Below are 16518 nucleotides of genomic sequence, written 5' to 3'. Positions count from 1 at the left end.
CTCGACTTGAGGGCTGCGTAGGTTGGAGCCATGAGCGCCGAGCAGCATCCCGACGCGTCCAGCCCCGCCGAGCGCTACGCCGCCTACCGTGAGCAGCGCCCGCACCCGGTGCTCAAGGACTTCCGCGCGCTCTACCCGTTCGGCCTCGACGACTTCCAGATCCGCGCCTGCCAGGAGGTCGAGGAGGGCCGCGGTGTGTTGGTCGCCGCTCCCACGGGCTCGGGCAAGACGGTGGTGGGCGAGTTCGCGATCCACCTGGCGCTGGCCCAGGGCCGCAAGGCCTTCTACACGACGCCGATCAAGGCGCTGTCGAACCAGAAGTACGCCGACCTCGTCGCCCGCTACGGCCCCGACCAGGTCGGTCTGCTCACCGGCGACGACACCGTCAACGGCGAGGCCTCAGTGGTCGTGATGACCACCGAGGTGCTGCGCAACATGATCTACGCCGGCTCGCGCACCCTCGACCGGCTCGGCTACGTGGTCATGGACGAGGTGCACTATCTCGCCGATCGCTCCCGAGGTGCGGTGTGGGAGGAGGTCATCATCCACCTGCCCGAGTCGGTCAGCGTGGTCTCCCTCTCGGCCACCGTCTCGAACGCCGAGGAGTTCGGCGACTGGCTGGCCACCGTGCGTGGCGAGGTGACCACCATCGTCGAGGAGCGGCGTCCGGTGCCGCTGTTCCAGCACGTCATGGTCGGACGACGCCTGCTCGACCTCTTCGCCTCCTCCGACGTCGACGCGGCCGCGGGTTTCGTCAAGGAGGGAGCCCCGGTCAACGAGGATCTGCTCAAGGTGGCCCGCGACGACTGGGCCGCCTCGCGCATGAAGGACCGTCGCAACCCCCGCGGCAAGCGTGGTCAGCGTGGTGGGCCCCGCCAGTCGGGCAACGGGCGCCGCGTCTGGGTGGCGAGCCGGCCCGACGTGGTCGATCGCCTCCAGCGCGAGAACCTGCTCCCGGCCATCACGTTCATCTTCAGCCGGGCGGCCTGCGACGCTGCCGTCAAGCAGTGTCTGGCCGCCGGCACCCACCTCACGACGCCGCAGGAGGCCGGCGAGGTGCGCACCTTCGTCGAGAGCGCCACAGCACACCTCGATGCCGAGGATCTGCACGTGCTCGGCTACCACGACTTCCTCGACGGGTTGATGCGCGGCGTCGCGGCGCACCACGCGGGCATGCTGCCGGCGTTCAAGCAGATCGTCGAGGAGCTCTTCCGCCGTGGACTGGCCAAGGTCGTGTTCGCCACGGAGACCCTGGCGCTGGGTATCAACATGCCGGCGCGCACCGTGGTCATCGAGAAGCTCTCGAAGTGGAACGGCGAGACCCACGCCGACATCACGCCGGGGGAGTACACCCAGCTCACCGGCCGCGCGGGGCGTCGCGGTCTCGACGTCGAGGGGCATGGTGTCGTGCTGTGGCAGCCGGGCACCGACCCGCGTCAGCTCGCCGGCCTCGCCTCGACCCGCACCTATCCGCTGCGCAGCTCGTTCCGGCCGTCGTACAACATGGCGGTCAACCTGGTGCACCGCTTCGGCCGCGAGACCTCTCGAGAGCTGCTGGAGCAGTCCTTCGCCCAGTTCCAGGCCGACCAGGCGGTCGTCGGCCTCGCTCGCCAGCTGCGCAAGTCCGACGACGCGCTCGCCGGGTACGCGGAGGCCGCCGCCTGTGGTCGTGGCGACTTCATGGAGTACGCGCGGCTGCGCCAGCGCGTCTCCGAGATCGAGAAGGGCGCGAGCCGGGCCCGGCGGGCCGACCGGCGCGAGGAGGCCCTGGAGTCGCTCAAGCACCTCAAGCGGGGCGACGTGATCTCGGTGCCCACGGGCAAGTTCGCCGGGTATGCCGTGGTCATCGACCCGGGCTGGCACCCAGAGACGCCCCGACCGCTCGTCGTGACCACCGGCAAGCAGTCGCGCCGGCTCGCCATGATCGACTTCCCGACGCCCGTCGAGGCCCTGACCCGCGTCAAGGTGCCGAAGACCTTCGACGCCCGCAACCCGCAGATGCGCCGCGACCTGGCCCACATGGTGCACCTGCGCACGCGCGACCTCGACGGCGCGCCCCGAGCGCCCCGACGGGCCGCGGCTGCCCAGGCCAGCGGTGTGAATGCCGAGGTCGACGAGTTGCGAAGGCAGCTCAAGGCGCATCCGTGCCACGAGTGCCCCGAGCGAGAGGACCACGCCCGCTGGGCCGAGCGCTGGTTCAAGCTCGAGAAGGACGCCGCCACGCTGCGCCGGCGCATCGAGAACCGCACGAACACCGTGGCGCGGCAGTTCGACCGGGTCTGCGACGTGCTGACCTCACTCGGCTACCTCACCGCGGTCGGCGCCGACACCCAGGTGACGGCCCAGGGCCGACACCTGATGCGCCTCTACGGCGAGAGTGACCTGCTCGCCGCCGAGTGCCTGCGTCGCGGTATCTGGGAGGGCCTCTCGGCCTCGGGGCTGGCGGCGGCGCTCTCGGGGCTGGTCTTCGCCTCGCGGCGGCCCGACGACGCCGGGCCGCCGCGCGTGCCGGGCGGGGCCACGCAAGACGCCGTCGCCGAGATGGTGCACGTGCACGCCGAGCTGGACCGGCTCGAGCGCGACCACCGGCTGCACCTGCTCCGCGCCCCCGATCTCGGTTTCGCCTGGATGGCCTACCGCTGGTGCGAGGGCGACGACCTCGACGATCTGCTGGGAGGCAGCGACCTCACCGCCGGTGACTTCGTGCGGTGGATGAAGCAGGTGCTCGACCTCGCCGGCCAGGTGGCCGACGCCGCCGGTGACACCCCCCTGCGACGGACCGCACGCGAGGTGACCCAGCGGCTGCGCCGCGGCGTCGTGGCCTATTCGGGTCTCTCGGAGTAGAGCAGGCCTAGAGCGCCGCGACGGCTTCGGGCACCGGCACGTCGCCGGCCACGAGGTTCGCCTGCTTGCCGATCGCGCCGGGCACGTCGAGCACGGCCGCCACGACGGCGGCGACGTCGGCGCGAGTCACCTCGGCCCGCTCCACCTGCTCGCCGAGCGCGACGAGACCGGTCTCGACCTCGTCGGTGAGCCGCCCGGGGCGGATGATCGTCCAGTCCAGACCAGACGCTCGCAGGGCGCTGTCGGCGTCCCGCTTCGCCTCCACGTAGACGCGCCAGACCTCGTCGGTGCCGTCGGGCACCGGCTCGTCGACGCCGATGGCACTGATCTGCACGAATCGCGCGACTCCGGCCCGCTGTGCCCCCTCGATCGACTTCAGCGAACCACCGAGGTCGACCGTGCGCTTGCGTTCCACCCGACCGTCCGGCCCGCCGCCCGCGGCGAACACGACGGCGTCGCAACCGGCGAAGGCGGCGGCGAATGCGTCCGCTTCCTCGGACTCGATGTCGAGCAGGGCGACCTCGGCTCCCAAGGACTCCAGCTCGGCTCGGTAGTCCGGGTTGCGCACGAGGGCCACGGGCGTGTGCCCGGCGGCGACCAGATGACGGTGGAGGTGCAGGGCGATCTGCCCGTGCCCTCCGACGACGGCGATACGACTCATGATCTCGACGCTACTGGGCGGCCAACACCTCCCGTAGCCGCCCGACGGGTGAGGCCAGGTTGTAGCGAGCTGCGAGCTCGTCGAGTCGCTCGGGGTGCGCGGGCTCGGCGGGCAGCGCGTGCCCGGTGCGCGGCACCTCGAGCGTGCGCCGCACCGCCACGACCTCGGGTGCGACGTCGAGATAGTCGGCTGCGTCGACGAGCTTGCGCCGGACGCCGGGAGCCAGGTCGGCGTTCGGGTCGGCCGCCGCGGCCCGGATGCCGGCGAGGTCATCGAAGCGCTGGAGCAGGGTGGCGGCCGTCTTCTCGCCCACGCCCTTGACCCCGGGCAGGCCGTCGGAGGAGTCACCGCGCAGGGTGGCGAAGTCGGCGTACTGGTGCGCCGAGACGCCGTACTTGTCGCGCACCCAGGCGTCGTCGACGCGTTCGTGGTTGCCGACTCCCCGCGCGATGTAGAGCACCCGCACGGACCGAGCGTCGTCGACCACCTGGAAGAGGTCGCGGTCGCCGGTGACGACGTCGACCGGGCAGCCGGCGTCGGTGGCCAGGCTGCCGATGACGTCGTCGGCCTCCGCTTCGGGGGCGCCGACACGCGAGAGCCCCAGGGCCTGGAGCACCTCGACGATGACGGGTACCTGGACCTCGAGCGGGTCGGGCACCTCCTCGACGTCGGGCGCCGACTGAACCTCCTCGATCACGCGGTGGGTCTTGTAGGTCGGCACGAGGTCGACGCGCCACTGCGGGCGCCAGTCGTCGTCCCAGCAGCACACGAGATCGGTCGGCCGGTACTGCTCGACCAGGCGGCTGACGAAGTCGAGAAAGCCACGCACGGCGTTCACGGGCGTGCCGTCCTCGGCCAGGATCTCCGGGACGCCGAAGAAGGCGCGGAAGTACATGGAGGCGCTGTCGAGGAGCATGAGGCGGGGCTCGGTGGGCATGGGCGCAGTGTGTCAGCCGGGAAGATCCGGTGCCCGCAGCGTGGACGCACGGTGGCCGAAGATCCTGCGGTGGCACTAGCCTGCGACGATGAGCGACAACGGGGTGGAGGCGAAGGATCGCAAGATCCTGGAGCTCCTGGCCACCGACGGCCGGATGTCCTTCACCGACCTGGGCAAGGCCACCGGCCTCTCGACCTCGGCGGTGCACCAGCGGGTCAAGCGACTCGAGCAGCGCGAGTTGATCCAGGGGTACGGCGCCACGATCAACCACGCCGAGATCGGCCTGCCGCTCACCGCGTTCATCTCGATCCGGCCGATGGACCCCTCCCAGCCCGACGACTGCGCGACCCGACTGGAGCCGATCGAGGAGATCGAGTCGTGCTGGTCGGTCGCGGGCGAGGAGTCCTACATGCTCAAGGTGCGGGCCACCTCACCGGCCGATCTCGAGGATCTCCTGGCCCGCATCCGCGCGGCCGCCAACGTGTCGACACGCACCACGATCGTGCTCACCACCTACTACGAGAACCGTCCGGTCGTGCTCAGCCACGGCGCGGTCTGATCGGCACGACCACGCCGCACTCCACCGGCTGGTACCCCAGGGAGTCGTAGAGGGCGCGCGCGGTGTCGTTGTAGGCGAACACGTTGAGCCCCAGCGCGCGGACCCCCCGAGCCTGGCACCAGGCGGCGCCGGCGTCCATCGTCGCGCGCCCCAGGCCTCGTCCGCGGCGCTCCGCGTCGAGACGGACGTCGTAGACGTACCCGGCTGGGGCGCAGAGCGACACCCAGAGGGTGCCGACTCGCTCGCCGTCGACCTCGGGGGCCAAGAAGGCGTGGCCCGGCGTCGCCGCGCCTCGAGGGAGGATCCGTGCATGGGTGGCGTGGGACTGCGCCAGCGACTCCGACTCGTCGAGCCAGGGTGAGTCCCTGCGCAGGGTGGCCGCGAACCGCTGCACCGCCGTCCCGAGGTAGGCGTCGGTCCCGGCGGCGCTGAGCGAGCGGAGCGTGACCGGACCCCTCGTGGTGCCAGGCGGGTCGGTCAGGTCGAGCCGCATCCGGGTGGCGACGGGGTCCATGGGCCCGGCCGCGGCGAAGGCCCGGTGGGCGGGGTCGGCCGGCAGCATCGTGAGCACGAGACGGCGCACCTGGTGGTCGCGGCAGCGCTGCTCCAGCCGCGTACGGACGGCGCTCGCGTCCGCGGGATCGGTCAACGCGAGGTCGAGCACCTCGAGCTCGTCCGGGGAGGCCTGCCCGAGCCACACCCATCCGGCCGGCCGCCCCTCGAGACGCACCTCCTCGACCACCTGGCCCGGCCCGGGGCGACCGTCGACCAGCCGAGCTGCGAACCGCTGGTGCGTCCGGCTCTCGGCCACCGGCGCGAGGGCGGCGTCCTCACCGGTCATCGGCAGCTGTCGCAGCAGCAGGTCGCGCTGCCGCGCCTGGGCGCCCCAGTCGCCGAGCTCGCCGTCGACCAGAGGGGAGAACTCGACGCTCACCCCATCAGGGTAGGAGCCCGACCGAACTCAGCGCGAGACCTGCTCCCACCACGCCTGGCCGCTCTCGGGCAGGGTGTGGATCGGGTCGTAGTAGGTGTAGCTCTGCGAGAGCACGTCGTGCTGGTCGACCGCAGTGGGGCCCTGCTCGATGGAGGTGCGGTAGTTCTTGGTCCAGTACGAGATGCCGCGCTCGCGGTCGTACTCGGCGAGCTGGTGTACCCACCGCTTGCCGACGTAGGGCACGTCGCACACGATGCGCGGCGTGGCGAAACCGGGCAGGTAGCCCATGAGGTCGTGCTGCAACGCCTGCGCGTGGGCGACCGAGACCCGCCAGTGCTCGGCGTTCGGGATCATGTCGCACATGTAGAAGTAGTAGGGCATGACCCGGGCGCCGTCGAGCAGGGCGAAGCAGAGGTCGAGCAGGTCATGGGCCTCGGCGTTCACCCCCGCCATCAGCACGCCCTGGTTGCGCACGTCGCGCAGGCCGGCGTCGAGCAGCGCGCCGGTGGCGCGGGCCACGATCGGGGTGATCGACTGGGCGTGGTTGGCGTGCGTGTGTACCGCCAGCGAGACGCCGCGCTCACGCGCCATGGTGGCCACCCGACCGACGCCGTCGACGACCTCGGGCTGGAGCCAGTGCTGCGGCAGCCCGATCAGCGCCTTGGTGGCGAGCCGGATGTCGCGGATGTTCTCGATGGCGAGCAGCTCGGTGATGAAGGCCTCGAGGCGTGGCCACGGCATGTTCGCCACGTCGCCGCCGGAGACCACGACGTCGCGCACCGCCGGGTTGGCGCGCAGGTAGTCGGTCATGGCCGCGAGGCGGTCGACGGGCTTGCCGATCAGCTTGAGCTTCTCGACCTGAGGGGTGGAGTTCCCGACGAGGTCCATGCGGGTGCAGTGGCCGCAGTACTGGGGGCAGGTGGGCAGCAGCTCGGCGAGCACCTTCGTGGGGTAGCGGTGCGTGAGGCCCTCGACCGCCCACATCTCGTGCTCGTGCAGGGAGTCGCGCTCGGCGTGCGGGTGGCTGGGCCAGTCGGTGCGTCGGTCGGAGTGCACCGGGATCATGTACCGGCGGATCGGGTCGGCGTAGAACGCCTCGGTGAGGCTGCCGGCACCGCGTGGCTGCGTGCTCGGGGCCATCGTGTTCATCATCTGCGGCGGAACGAGCATCGACATGGTGGCGCGCTCGCGCTGGTCACGTTCGAGGTCGGCGTAGAACCGCTCGTCGATCAGGTCGCCCATGAGGGCGCGGAGTTGACGCACGTTCTTGATGCAGTGCGCACGCTGCCACTGCACCGACTCCCACTGTTCCGGGGTCACCTCCGCCCAGCCGGGGAAGCGGGTCCATTCCGGCTCCACGAGCTGCGGACGGCGGTAGGAGTAGGGCTGTGCAGCCGGCGAGGCGACACCCGGAGCTGCGGTCTCGATCGTCATGAGCCCACGGTGACAGAAGATTTGCGGCTTGTCGAACACCAGGCGAGAGATCTTCTTGTCTTCTGGCACGTGCGCCGTGAAGATCTAGGCTGCCGGTATGCAGGACGACGTGGTGGCCTGGCTGCTCGAGGGCGACCCCGCCCTGGTCTGGCAGGTCGAGCGTGACCTGCTCGACGCGCCAGAGGAGCAGTAGCGGGCCACCCGGGCCCGCCCGGCCACCGAGGGCTTCGGTGCGAGACTGCTCGCCGCAGAGGAACTCGACGGGCAGTGGGCTGGCGGAGCGTTCTTCCCCGCGGGTTTCGACTTCGCCTCGATGGGCGAGGTCGGTCAGCCCTGGACGGCCACCACCTGGGCGCTGAAGGGCCTGCGCGAGTTGGGACGTCCCGGCATCCGCCCTCGGCGACACGGCCGCACGCATCGGTGCGTCGTGCGCAGGCGGCCGTCGACCTCGTGCGAGCCGATCGACGACCCGACGGTCGATGGCTGCGGGGTTAGGCCCCCGGTGGGGCCGTGTGGTTCGACGTCGACGAGCCGGTAGGCGAGCCCTCGCGCTGGCTGACGCTGGTGGCCGGCCGCGTGCTGCGCTGGTGGGAGGTCAGCTGAGGCTGGCCAGCGCACGCTGCACAGCGGGGTGGTCGGCCGGCACCTCGTAGCGCAACGTCATGGCCGCGAGCAGCACGTCGGCCGCCGGTGGGGTGGGGCCGCCGTCGAGCACCCGGCACATCAGGCGCAGGGCCGGGTCGTGGCCGTCGAGGTCCGCGCCATGCGGCGGCGCGTAGTCGCGCACGGGCAGCAGCACGCCACCGTTGCGCTCGTAGAAGGCGATCCGGCGGCGGTGCTCCTCGACGTGGGCGGCCGAGAGGCCGGGCTCGTCGGGATCCTCGACATCCCACACCAACAGCGCGCCGCCCTCGCCGGCCAGCAGGGCACAGAGCTCGTCGAGCATCGCCGAGCCGATGCCACCTCCGCGCACCCCCACGGCGTAGTAGCGCAGGAAGGTCCATCCGGTGTCGCCGAGGGCCCGCACCAGGGCGAACCCCTCCGGGGCGCCGCCGGCGTCGACCCGGACGACGAGCCGATCGCTCAGCAGGCTCTCGAAGTCGGCCCGCAGGTCGGCCGGGAAGGCGTCCTCGTAGATGGCGCGGACGCCGGCCAGCGTCGCGGCGTCCCGGGCCGCGGCCTCGATCAGCCTGCTCATGCCTCAGCCCTCCTCGTGGTCGGTGTCCAGCACCAGGTCCGCGTGGGTGCGGGTGCCGTTCGTCGCGAAGTGTGCCTCCTCGCGACGAGCCCAGTCACCCCACCTGGCTGCGAACACCTCGCCGTCGCGGGCGATGCCGCGCACGCGTCGCAGGGGAGCCGGAGCCTGCATCCACACGAGCACCGTGTGCAGGTGCCGCCACGGGGCCGAGCCCGCACCGACGCCCTCGAGCACGACCAGTGGCGAGGGCGGCACCGTCACGTCCTCGGCCCAGTCGCCGACGAGCCAGTCGTAGCGGCGATACCGTCCCGACCGCCCGGCGGCCAGCGGCTCGAGCAGGGTGCTCAGCTGGGCTGCTACGCCCGCCAGTCCCTCCCAGCCCTCGTAGAGGTCGTCCATGTGGACGACCAGGGCGTCGGGCGAGGAGGCCGCCAGGGCTCGTGCCAGGGTCGTCTTACCGCTGCCGGAAGGTCCGTCGACGCACACCAGACGGCCGGTGTCCAGCGTGGGCGGGCGCCGTCGCGCCAGGTCGAGCACGGCGCGCGCCGCCGCCTCGACGCCCTCGCTCAGGAGATGCCCCGCTGGCGGAGCAGGTCCTCGATGTCTCCCAGCTCGTCGCGGTCGTCGGGGTCGTGGCGGCCGGAGACGGCGGGCTGTCCGCGGGTCGGCGCGGCCGTCACTGCGGGGCGGCGGGCGGCAAGAAGCCGCGCGAGCACGAGCAGCACCAGTGAGACCCCTGCCAGCGCGACTCCGGTCCACACGCGCGGCGAGAAGACGAGGCCGGTGGCCCAGTCGCCCACGGCGTCGGCGATGCGGGTGAACATGCGCAGGGTACGGGTCGCCCAGGCGGCCGGCACCAGCAGCGTGATCGCCGCCGCGCGCAGCCCTGCTACGGCGCCGCGTCGGCGCCAGAGCCACCAGGTGCCGGCGCCGCCGAGCAGAGTGAGCGTGAGGGCGAGAGCACTCCAGGCGGCGTCGTCCACCTCTCCAGCCTGCCACAGAGGGGCCTCCTCGCAAGGCCCCGATCCGGCCGGCGTCGGCGAGAGCGGGAGAATGGCGCGATGGACGACGGTGGACGGCGGCTGCTGGGGTCTGGCTTTCCCGGTGACCTCGGCGCAGCGGACCCGGCATTGGAGCGGGCCCTGGCCGATTACCACCGAGCTCCGGGGGCAGACGCCCACGCCCGGGTGGTGGCCGCTCTGGCGTCCGCTCGATTGCTGGTGCCCGTGGTGGCCGTGCTGGGGGAGTCGGAGGTCGACGCGGCGGGGCTGGTGAGTGACAAGTCCAGCGAGATGGCGGCGGTGCTGCTCACCGGCCGTGACGGCCGTCGGGCTCTCCTGGCCTTCTCCGGCATGACCCCGCTGCGGGCCTGGCGGGCCGATGCCCGGCCGGTGCCGGTGACGGCGCGAGACGCCGCTCGATCGGCGCTCCAGGAGGGCGCGGACGCGCTGGTGGTCGACGTCGCCGGCCCCGCGCTGCTCGTCGTGGAGCGCGCCGACCTCGAGGGTCTCGCGCGAGATTGGCAGGTCGCCTGGATGGACGGGTCCGCGGTGTGGCTCGCGCCCGACGATTCCGAGTCGGGGAATGAAAGCTAGATTGGTTGTATTGAAGCAACTGACTCTCGCGGAGTTCGGGCACGTGCCGCTCGGGTGTGGTGCCGGGGTGGAGCGAGGGAAAACCCTGATGCTCAGATGACAACCCCTCTGCTGGACTGAGCGTCATCCCCGAGGAGCCCCCCTGCCGAGGAGCACGATGACCGTTCACCTGACGAGCCCCACGACCGCTGCTCGTCCGACGGCCTCGGCAGTCGCGCCCCGCCGCCTGCCGGTCCTGGCGGCAGGCGTGGTCGAGCTAGGCCTGATCGCGGCACTGTACGTCGGGTACAGCGCCGGTCGCACCCTGGCCGACAACGACCTCGGGCTCGCCACCGGCCACGCGCTGCGCATCGCCCGGCTCGAGCAGCTGACCCACGTGCACATCGAGGCGAGCTGGGTGTCCTGGCTCTCCGAGCACCTCGTGCTCGCCGTCGCGGCGTCCTACTGGTACTCGGTGGCCCACTACGCCGTGACCGGCGCCGTCATGCTCCTGCTCTGGTGGCGCCGACGGGCCGTCTACGTGCGCGAGCGTCGCACCCTCGTCCTCGCCTCGGTGGTCGCGCTGGCCGTCTACATCACGATTCCGGTGGCACCGCCGAGGCTGCTCGCCGGGTACGGCGACGTACTGGCCCTGACCGCGCCGTGGGGCTGGTGGTCCTCGCACGCCTCGGCTCCTGCCGGCCTCGGCTACTTGACCAACGAGCTGGCCGCCATGCCCTCCCTCCACGTGGGCTGGGCCGTCTGGGTCGCCCTCGTCGTGTGGCGGGCCGTCCCGCGCGCCTGGGTCCGCGTGCTCGCGGTGGCCTACCCACTGACCACCTCGATGGTCGTCATCGCCACCGGCAACCACTGGGTGCTCGACGTCCTCGCGGGGGCCGGCCTCATGCTGCTCGCCGATCTCGTCGTGATGCGCCTGGCGCCGCGCGTCCAGGCTGCGTTGCTGGCGCGGATTGGCAGCCATCGGGAATCGTCGGCTAGCATCAACCGTTGACCGATCAGGTGCGCCTTGCGGCGTGCCCGATCCACAAGCGGTGACCACGAGTCTCCCACCCGCATCGACCGCCAGGTCGTCGGGTCCGGTCCGGCGGACGACGCCAGCATCATCGGTTCGTCCTCCTCGGTGCTCCGCGCACCGGCGACTGGGGTTCCGCTTGGATGCCCACCAGACGTCGCTCCCAGGAGGACACATCAGCACCGAGCTTCGAATCAACGACCGGATCCGCGTCGCAGAGGTCCGGCTCGTTGGCCCCAACGGCGAGACCGTCGGCATCGTGCCGACGGCCGATGCGCTGCGCCTCGCGCAGGAGGCCGACCTCGACCTGGTCGAGGTGGCTCCGACCGCGCGACCGCCGGTGTGCAAGCTCATGGACTACGGGAAGTTCAAGTACGAGAACGCCCAGAAGGCCCGTGAGGCGCGCCGGAACCAGACCAACGTGGTCATCAAGGAGATGAAGCTCCGCCCCAAGATCGACCAGCACGACTACGAGACCAAGAAGGGCCACGTCGTCCGGTTCCTCAAGGCCGGCGACAAGGTCAAGATCACCATCATGTTCCGCGGTCGCGAGCAGCACCGCCCCGAGTTGGGCTTCCGGCTGCTCCAGCGTCTCGCCGAAGACGTCGACGACCTGGGTTTCGTGGAGAGCAAGCCCAAGCAGGACGGCCGCAACATGATCATGGTGCTCGGCCCGCACAAGAAGAAGTCCGAGGCCAAGGCCGAGGTGAAGGCCGCCAAGAGCGCCGCCGCCGCCGAGCGCGCGGCGTCCGAGGCCGAGGAGAAGGCCGAGCGCACCGCGGCGAACGCCCAGCGCGGCACCACCAAGAAGGAGCGCGGCCGCTCCGAGAACCTCGACCCCGAGATCGACGCCTGACCCCGCAGGGTCAGCGCGAAGAAGCGAAGAGCAGAAAGGCACGACCATGCCCAAGAACAAGACGCACTCCGGTGCTTCCAAGCGTTTCCGCGTGACCGGCTCCGGCAAGATCCGTCGCCAGAAGGCGGGGCTGCGCCACAACCTCGAGAAGAAGCCCTCGAAGGTGACCCGCCGGATGTCCGGCACGACCGAGGTCGCCAAGGCCGACGTCCCGCGCGCCAAGAAGCTGCTCGGTCGCTGAGCGCCCGCGACCACCACCCACATCGTTAAAGGAGTCATCTGATGGCACGCGTCAAGCGGGCAGTGAACGCCCAGAAGAAGCGTCGGACCACCCTCGACCGCGCCAGCGGCTACCGCGGACAGCGCTCGCGCCTCTACCGCAAGGCCAAGGAGCAGGTCACCCACTCGCTGGTCTACAACTACAACGACCGGCGCAAGAACAAGGGCAACTTCCGGCGCCTCTGGATCCAGCGCATCAACGCCGCCGCCCGTGCCCAGGGCATGACCTACAACCGCTTCATCCAGGGCCTGAACCTGGCCGGCGTCGAGGTCGACCGCAAGATCCTCGCCGACCTCGCCGTCAACGACATCGCGGCGTTCAATGCCCTCGTCGAGACCGCCAAGGCCGCCCTGCCCGACGACGTCAACGCGCCGAAGGCCTCGGCCTGAGCGTCGCGCCGCTCTCCGCGGGCAACGCCCGGGTCAAGCAGCTACGTCGGCTGAGCCGCCGTTCCGAGCGATCGGAGCGGCGGCTCTTCCTCGCGGAGGGTCGCAACGCCGTCGTGGCGGCGCTCACGGCCGGGGTCGTCGTCGAGGTGCTCGCCCTGCCGGGGCGCGAACACCTGCTGCCCGACCTGCCCGAGAACCTGCCACTCACCCTCGTCGACCAGCGCGCGCTCACGGCGCTCACCGATACGGTGACCCCAGCCGGGGTGGTGGCGCTGTGCCGCTTTCTCGACGTACCGCTCGAGCAGGCGCTCACGGGCCCGTTCGTCGCGATCTGCGCCGACGTCGCCGACCCAGGTAATGCGGGCACGGTCATCCGCTGCGCCGACGCGGCCGGTGCCTCCTCCGTGGTGCTCGCCGGCAACGCGGTCGACCTCTACAACCCGAAGACCCTCCGGGCCTCCGCCGGCAGTGCGTTCCACCTGCCGGTGCACGTGGCGGCGGAGGTACCCGCGGTCATCGCGGCCGCGCAGGCGGCCGGTTTCCAGGTGCTGGCCACCCAGGCGGCTGGCGACGTCGATCTCTTCGCCGCAGACGATCTGCTGGCCCGGCCCACGGCCTGGCTCTTCGGCAACGAGGCGCACGGGCTCGCCCCGGAGCATGCCGCACTCGCCGACCACCGGGTCTCGATCCCGATCCACGGCCGCGCCGAGTCGCTCAACCTCGCCACGGCCGCCGCGGTGTGTCTGTACGCCAGCGCGCGGGTGCGTCACGCTCGCGGATGAGTGAACTACCCTGCCGGAGTGCCTTCACGTAGCGCGCAAGAGGTCATCGACGCGCTGCCCGACGCCGTCCTCCTGGCCGGCCCGGACGGCGTGACCATGCTGTCCGCGGGGGCGGCGCGGATGCTGGCCGTCGATGCCGACGAGGCCGTGGGCCGCCCGTTGGCCGACGTCCTGCGCCTCACCGACCGTGACGGGTGCACCTGGATCTCGGTCAACACGCCGTTCGGGGGCCTCGCCACTCGGTCGGGCGTTCCCGAGCAGTCGTGGCTGCTGCCCGACGGGACCGAGGTGCTGACCACGGCCAGGCTCCGACGGCACGCATCGCGAGGGCCGGTGGCCGAGGTCGCCGTGACGCTGCGCAGCGGGCGCGGTCGGGCTCGTCTCGACCGCGAGCGGTCCGACCTCGTGGCCACCGTGGCGCACGAGCTGCGTTCGCCGCTGACCGGGGTCAAGGGCTTCGTGCAGGCGCTGCTCAACCGGTGGGACAAGCTCAACGACGAGCAGAAGAAGCTGATGCTCACCACCGTGCACGCCGACTCCGACCGGCTCAGCCGGCTCATCGCAGAGCTGCTCGACGTCGCACGCATCGACACCGGGCGGCTCCAGCTGCACCCGCGACCGACCGACGTGGTCATGATCGCCGAGCGGGTCGTCGCCTCGGTGTCCGCGGGCACCTCGGCCGCGGTGAGCATGGTCTGCGAGAGCGACGACCTCCCGCGCATCCTCGCCGACCCCGACAAACTCCACCAGGTGCTCACCAACCTGGTCGAGAACGGTGTGCGCCACGGCGCCGGCGCGGTCACGATGACCCTCGGGCGCGGTCAGTTGCGCGACGGGGGCGAGGCCGTCACCGTCACGGTCGACGACGAGGGCGAGGGCATCGCGGAGGAGATCCGGCGACGGGTGTTCACGAAGTTCTGGAAGCACGGCGCGAGTGGCGGGTCCGGTCTGGGCCTCTACGTCGTGGGTGGGCTCACCCGCGCCCACGGAGGCTCGGTCTCGATCGACGACGCGCCGTCCGGTGGCGCCAGGGTCGTCGTGCGCTGGCCGGCCGCCTCGCTCGGCGTCGATCCCGTGTAGAGGCGACCCTCGCCGCGCTTCACGGTGGCCACGAGCACGAAGCTCATGGTCACCAGGAGCGCCCAGGCGCCGATCTTCGTGGTGTGCACGGCGTGCCAGCCGTTCTCCTGGTCGGGGTAGGCCCACGCGCCGAGCAGGGTGGCTGCGTTCTCCGCGACCCAGAGGAAGAAGCCGATCAGCAGGAACGAGAGCGCGAGCGGCATCCGGTAGCGGTCGCGACCCACCGTGAACAGCACCCACGTGCGGCGCAGCACCACCACCCCGGCCACGGCGAGCGGCAGGCGCAGATCCCAGATCCAGTGGTGGGTGAAGAAGTTGGCGTAGACCGCCACGGCCACGACCGTGGCAGGCAGCACCGGGTAGACGGTGACCCGGAGGTCGAACCGGCGCCAGGCCTGGCAGATGTAGGAGCCGACCGAGGCGTACATGAACCCCGAGAACAGCGGCACGCCCCAGACCTTGGTCACGGCCTCGCCCGGATAGCTCCACGAGCCCTCGTGCACCTTGAACAACTCCAGGCCCAGGCCGAGCAGGTGGAAGGCCAGGATCACCAGCACCTCGCGCCAGGTCTCCAGGCCGAGCGCCCAGAAACCCAGCGTCACGGCCACGCACCACACGAGCATGGCGTCATAGGCCGCGATCGGCAGTGGCACCAGATACGTGACGAGGAGTCCGCCGATCACGGCGGCCGCGAACAGGCACGACTGCGCCTCGGTCCAGGCGAAGCGCAGCAGCTGTGCGAGCACCCGGCCGGGGGCTATCCGGTTCGCGGTCACCGGCACCGCCTTCCTAGACTGCGAGCGCGTCCCTTCGGGGGCGTCGCCCACGTTCCGCACCGAAAGGCTGCCATGTCCGGCCCCAACTCCTCCTTCGACCCGGTCGAGGTCGCCGCACTCTCCGAGGAGGAGGTGTCGAGGGCGGTGGACGCCGCGACGGCGGCGTTCGCGGCGGCGGCGACGCTCGAGGAGCTGAAGCAGGCGCGCATCGACCACGCCGGCGACCGCTCGGCGCTCGCGCTCGCCAACCGCGAGATCGGCGCCCTGCCACCGCAGGCCCGCAAGGACGCCGGCCAGCGGGTCGGCCGCGCCCGCGGGCAGGTCAACCAGGCGCTGGCGGCCCGCCAGGAGGTGCTCGAGGCCGAGCACGAGGAGCGCATGCTGGCCGAGGAGACGGTCGACGTCACCCTGCCCACCACGCGGCGTCCCCGAGGCGCTCGACACCCGATCACGCTCCAGTCAGAGCTCATCGCCGACATCTTCGTGGCCATGGGCTGGGAGATCGCTGAAGGGCCGGTCGTCGAGGCGGAGTGGCTGAACTTCGACGCCCTCAACCTCGGCCCCGACCACCCGGCGCGCACGATGCAGGACACGTTCTGGACAGAGCCGGCGGACCGACACGTCGTCCTGCGCACCCAGACCTCGCCGGTCCAGGCACGCACCATGCTCACCCGGCAGCCCCCCATCTACGTCGCCTGCCCCGGGCGGGTCTTCCGCACCGACGAGTACGACGCCACGCACAGCCCGATGTTCCACCAGGTCGAGGGGCTGGTCGTCGACGAGGGCATCTCGATGGCCCATCTGAAGGGCTCGCTCGACCACCTCGCCGCCCGGCTCTTCGGCGAGGGCATCGACACCCGCTTCCGGCCCTCGTACTTCCCCTTCACCGAGCCGTCGGCCGAGGTCGACGTCCGGTGCTTCGTGTGCCGCGGCGTGGGAAGCGATGCCTGCCGCACGTGCCGCGGTGAGGGTTGGATCGAGTGGGGAGGGTGCGGCGTCGTGAACCCGCGCGTCCTCACGGCCTGTGGGGTCGACCCCGAGCGCTACTCGGGTTTCGCGTTCGGCATGGGCATCGACCGCAGCTTCATGTTCCGCCACGGCCTGGAGGATCTGCGCCCGCTCTTCGAGGGCGACGTGCGATTCAGTGCCGCGTTCGGCACCGAGATCTGACGAGGAGACCA

17 protein-coding genes and 1 pseudogene are annotated in these 16518 nt (G+C 71.4%); 10 read left to right on the top strand and 8 right to left on the bottom strand.

What is annotated here, in order from left to right; genetic code table 11:
- Positions 1-30: 30 nt before the first annotated feature.
- Complete coding sequence (locus ISG29_RS15325) at positions 31-2844, top strand: DEAD/DEAH box helicase (RefSeq protein ID WP_194504326.1); 2814 nt, start codon at positions 31-33, stop codon at positions 2842-2844.
- A 7-nt stretch (positions 2845-2851) separates the two neighbouring features.
- On the opposite strand, the gene ISG29_RS15320 is transcribed toward ISG29_RS15325, so the two are convergent.
- Complete coding sequence (locus ISG29_RS15320) at positions 2852-3505, bottom strand: NAD(P)H-binding protein (RefSeq protein WP_194504325.1); 654 nt, start codon at positions 3503-3505, stop codon at positions 2852-2854.
- A gap of 10 nt (positions 3506-3515) precedes the next feature.
- The gene (locus ISG29_RS15315) at positions 3516-4442 is read right to left on the bottom strand and encodes a 5'-3' exonuclease (protein WP_235960032.1); all 927 of its coding nucleotides are present in this window, start codon (positions 4440-4442) and stop codon (positions 3516-3518) included.
- A gap of 88 nt (positions 4443-4530) precedes the next feature.
- On the opposite strand from ISG29_RS15315, the gene ISG29_RS15310 reads away from it, so the two are divergent.
- Positions 4531-5001, top strand: coding sequence for an Lrp/AsnC family transcriptional regulator (locus tag ISG29_RS15310; protein ID WP_207793198.1), 471 nt, complete (start codon positions 4531-4533; stop codon positions 4999-5001).
- On the opposite strand, the gene ISG29_RS21735 is transcribed toward ISG29_RS15310, so the two are convergent.
- The 5 genes from ISG29_RS21735 to ISG29_RS15280 form a co-directional block, all read right to left on the bottom strand.
- Complete coding sequence (locus tag ISG29_RS21735; RefSeq protein WP_194504324.1) at positions 4982-5935, bottom strand: GNAT family N-acetyltransferase; 954 nt, start codon at positions 5933-5935, stop codon at positions 4982-4984. The genes ISG29_RS15310 and ISG29_RS21735 overlap by 20 nt on opposite strands.
- A 27-nt stretch (positions 5936-5962) precedes the next feature.
- A complete protein-coding gene (locus ISG29_RS15300) occupies positions 5963-7369 on the bottom strand; it encodes a KamA family radical SAM protein (protein ID WP_194504323.1) in 1407 nt (468 codons plus the stop codon).
- Positions 7370-7964: 595 nt separating this feature from the next.
- Positions 7965-8567 (bottom strand): GNAT family N-acetyltransferase, encoded by a 603-nt coding sequence (locus tag ISG29_RS15290; protein WP_194504322.1) that lies wholly within the window; start codon positions 8565-8567, stop codon positions 7965-7967.
- 3 nt (positions 8568-8570) lie between these two features.
- Entirely contained in the window at positions 8571-9104 is a 534-nt protein-coding gene (locus ISG29_RS15285; RefSeq protein WP_194504321.1) for a uridine kinase family protein, read from the bottom strand.
- A 29-nt stretch (positions 9105-9133) separates the two neighbouring features.
- Positions 9134-9550: a cellulose synthase gene (locus ISG29_RS15280; RefSeq protein WP_194504320.1), complete on the bottom strand. Its 417-nt coding sequence runs from the start codon at positions 9548-9550 to the stop codon at positions 9134-9136.
- Positions 9551-9628: 78 nt separating this feature from the next.
- Between ISG29_RS15280 and ISG29_RS15275 the strand changes: the two genes are divergently transcribed.
- The 7 genes from ISG29_RS15275 to ISG29_RS15245 all read left to right on the top strand — a co-directional run bounded on the left by ISG29_RS15275 (position 9629) and on the right by ISG29_RS15245 (position 14561).
- Complete coding sequence (locus tag ISG29_RS15275) at positions 9629-10162, top strand: SseB family protein (RefSeq protein WP_194504319.1); 534 nt, start codon at positions 9629-9631, stop codon at positions 10160-10162.
- Between the two features lie 157 nt (positions 10163-10319).
- On the top strand, positions 10320-11153 hold the full coding sequence (locus tag ISG29_RS15270; protein WP_194504318.1) for a phosphatase PAP2 family protein: 834 nt from the start codon (positions 10320-10322) through the stop codon (positions 11151-11153).
- A gap of 160 nt (positions 11154-11313) precedes the next feature.
- Positions 11314-12030: a translation initiation factor IF-3 gene (gene infC / locus ISG29_RS15265; RefSeq protein ID WP_235960028.1), complete on the top strand. Its 717-nt coding sequence runs from the start codon at positions 11314-11316 to the stop codon at positions 12028-12030.
- 46 nt (positions 12031-12076) lie between these two features.
- A complete protein-coding gene (rpmI, locus tag ISG29_RS15260) occupies positions 12077-12271 on the top strand; it encodes a 50S ribosomal protein L35 (protein ID WP_194504317.1) in 195 nt (64 codons plus the stop codon).
- A 41-nt stretch (positions 12272-12312) separates the two neighbouring features.
- Positions 12313-12699: a 50S ribosomal protein L20 gene (rplT, locus tag ISG29_RS15255; protein WP_194504316.1), complete on the top strand. Its 387-nt coding sequence runs from the start codon at positions 12313-12315 to the stop codon at positions 12697-12699.
- Positions 12696-13481: a TrmH family RNA methyltransferase gene (locus ISG29_RS15250; RefSeq protein ID WP_328829496.1), complete on the top strand. Its 786-nt coding sequence runs from the start codon at positions 12696-12698 to the stop codon at positions 13479-13481. The genes rplT and ISG29_RS15250 overlap by 4 nt, the downstream gene beginning before the upstream one ends.
- An 18-nt stretch (positions 13482-13499) precedes the next feature.
- Entirely contained in the window at positions 13500-14561 is a 1062-nt protein-coding gene (locus ISG29_RS15245; protein WP_328829394.1) for a sensor histidine kinase, read from the top strand.
- Positions 14562-14611: 50 nt separating this feature from the next.
- Here ISG29_RS15245 and ISG29_RS21020 read toward each other — a convergent pair.
- Positions 14612-15307: pseudogene (locus tag ISG29_RS21020) on the bottom strand (DUF817 domain-containing protein); the annotation flags it as partial.
- A gap of 102 nt (positions 15308-15409) precedes the next feature.
- Here ISG29_RS21020 and pheS point away from each other — a divergent pair.
- Complete coding sequence (gene pheS / locus ISG29_RS15240; RefSeq protein WP_194504315.1) at positions 15410-16507, top strand: phenylalanine--tRNA ligase subunit alpha; 1098 nt, start codon at positions 15410-15412, stop codon at positions 16505-16507.
- The last annotated feature ends 11 nt before the right edge of the window (positions 16508-16518 follow it).

This window comes from Nocardioides acrostichi (assembly GCF_015319165.1).
Lineage (GTDB): Bacteria > Actinomycetota > Actinomycetes > Propionibacteriales > Nocardioidaceae > Nocardioides > Nocardioides acrostichi.
The sequence above is the reverse complement of the archived record's forward strand: the minus strand, read 5'-3'. Positions and strand labels throughout refer to the sequence as shown.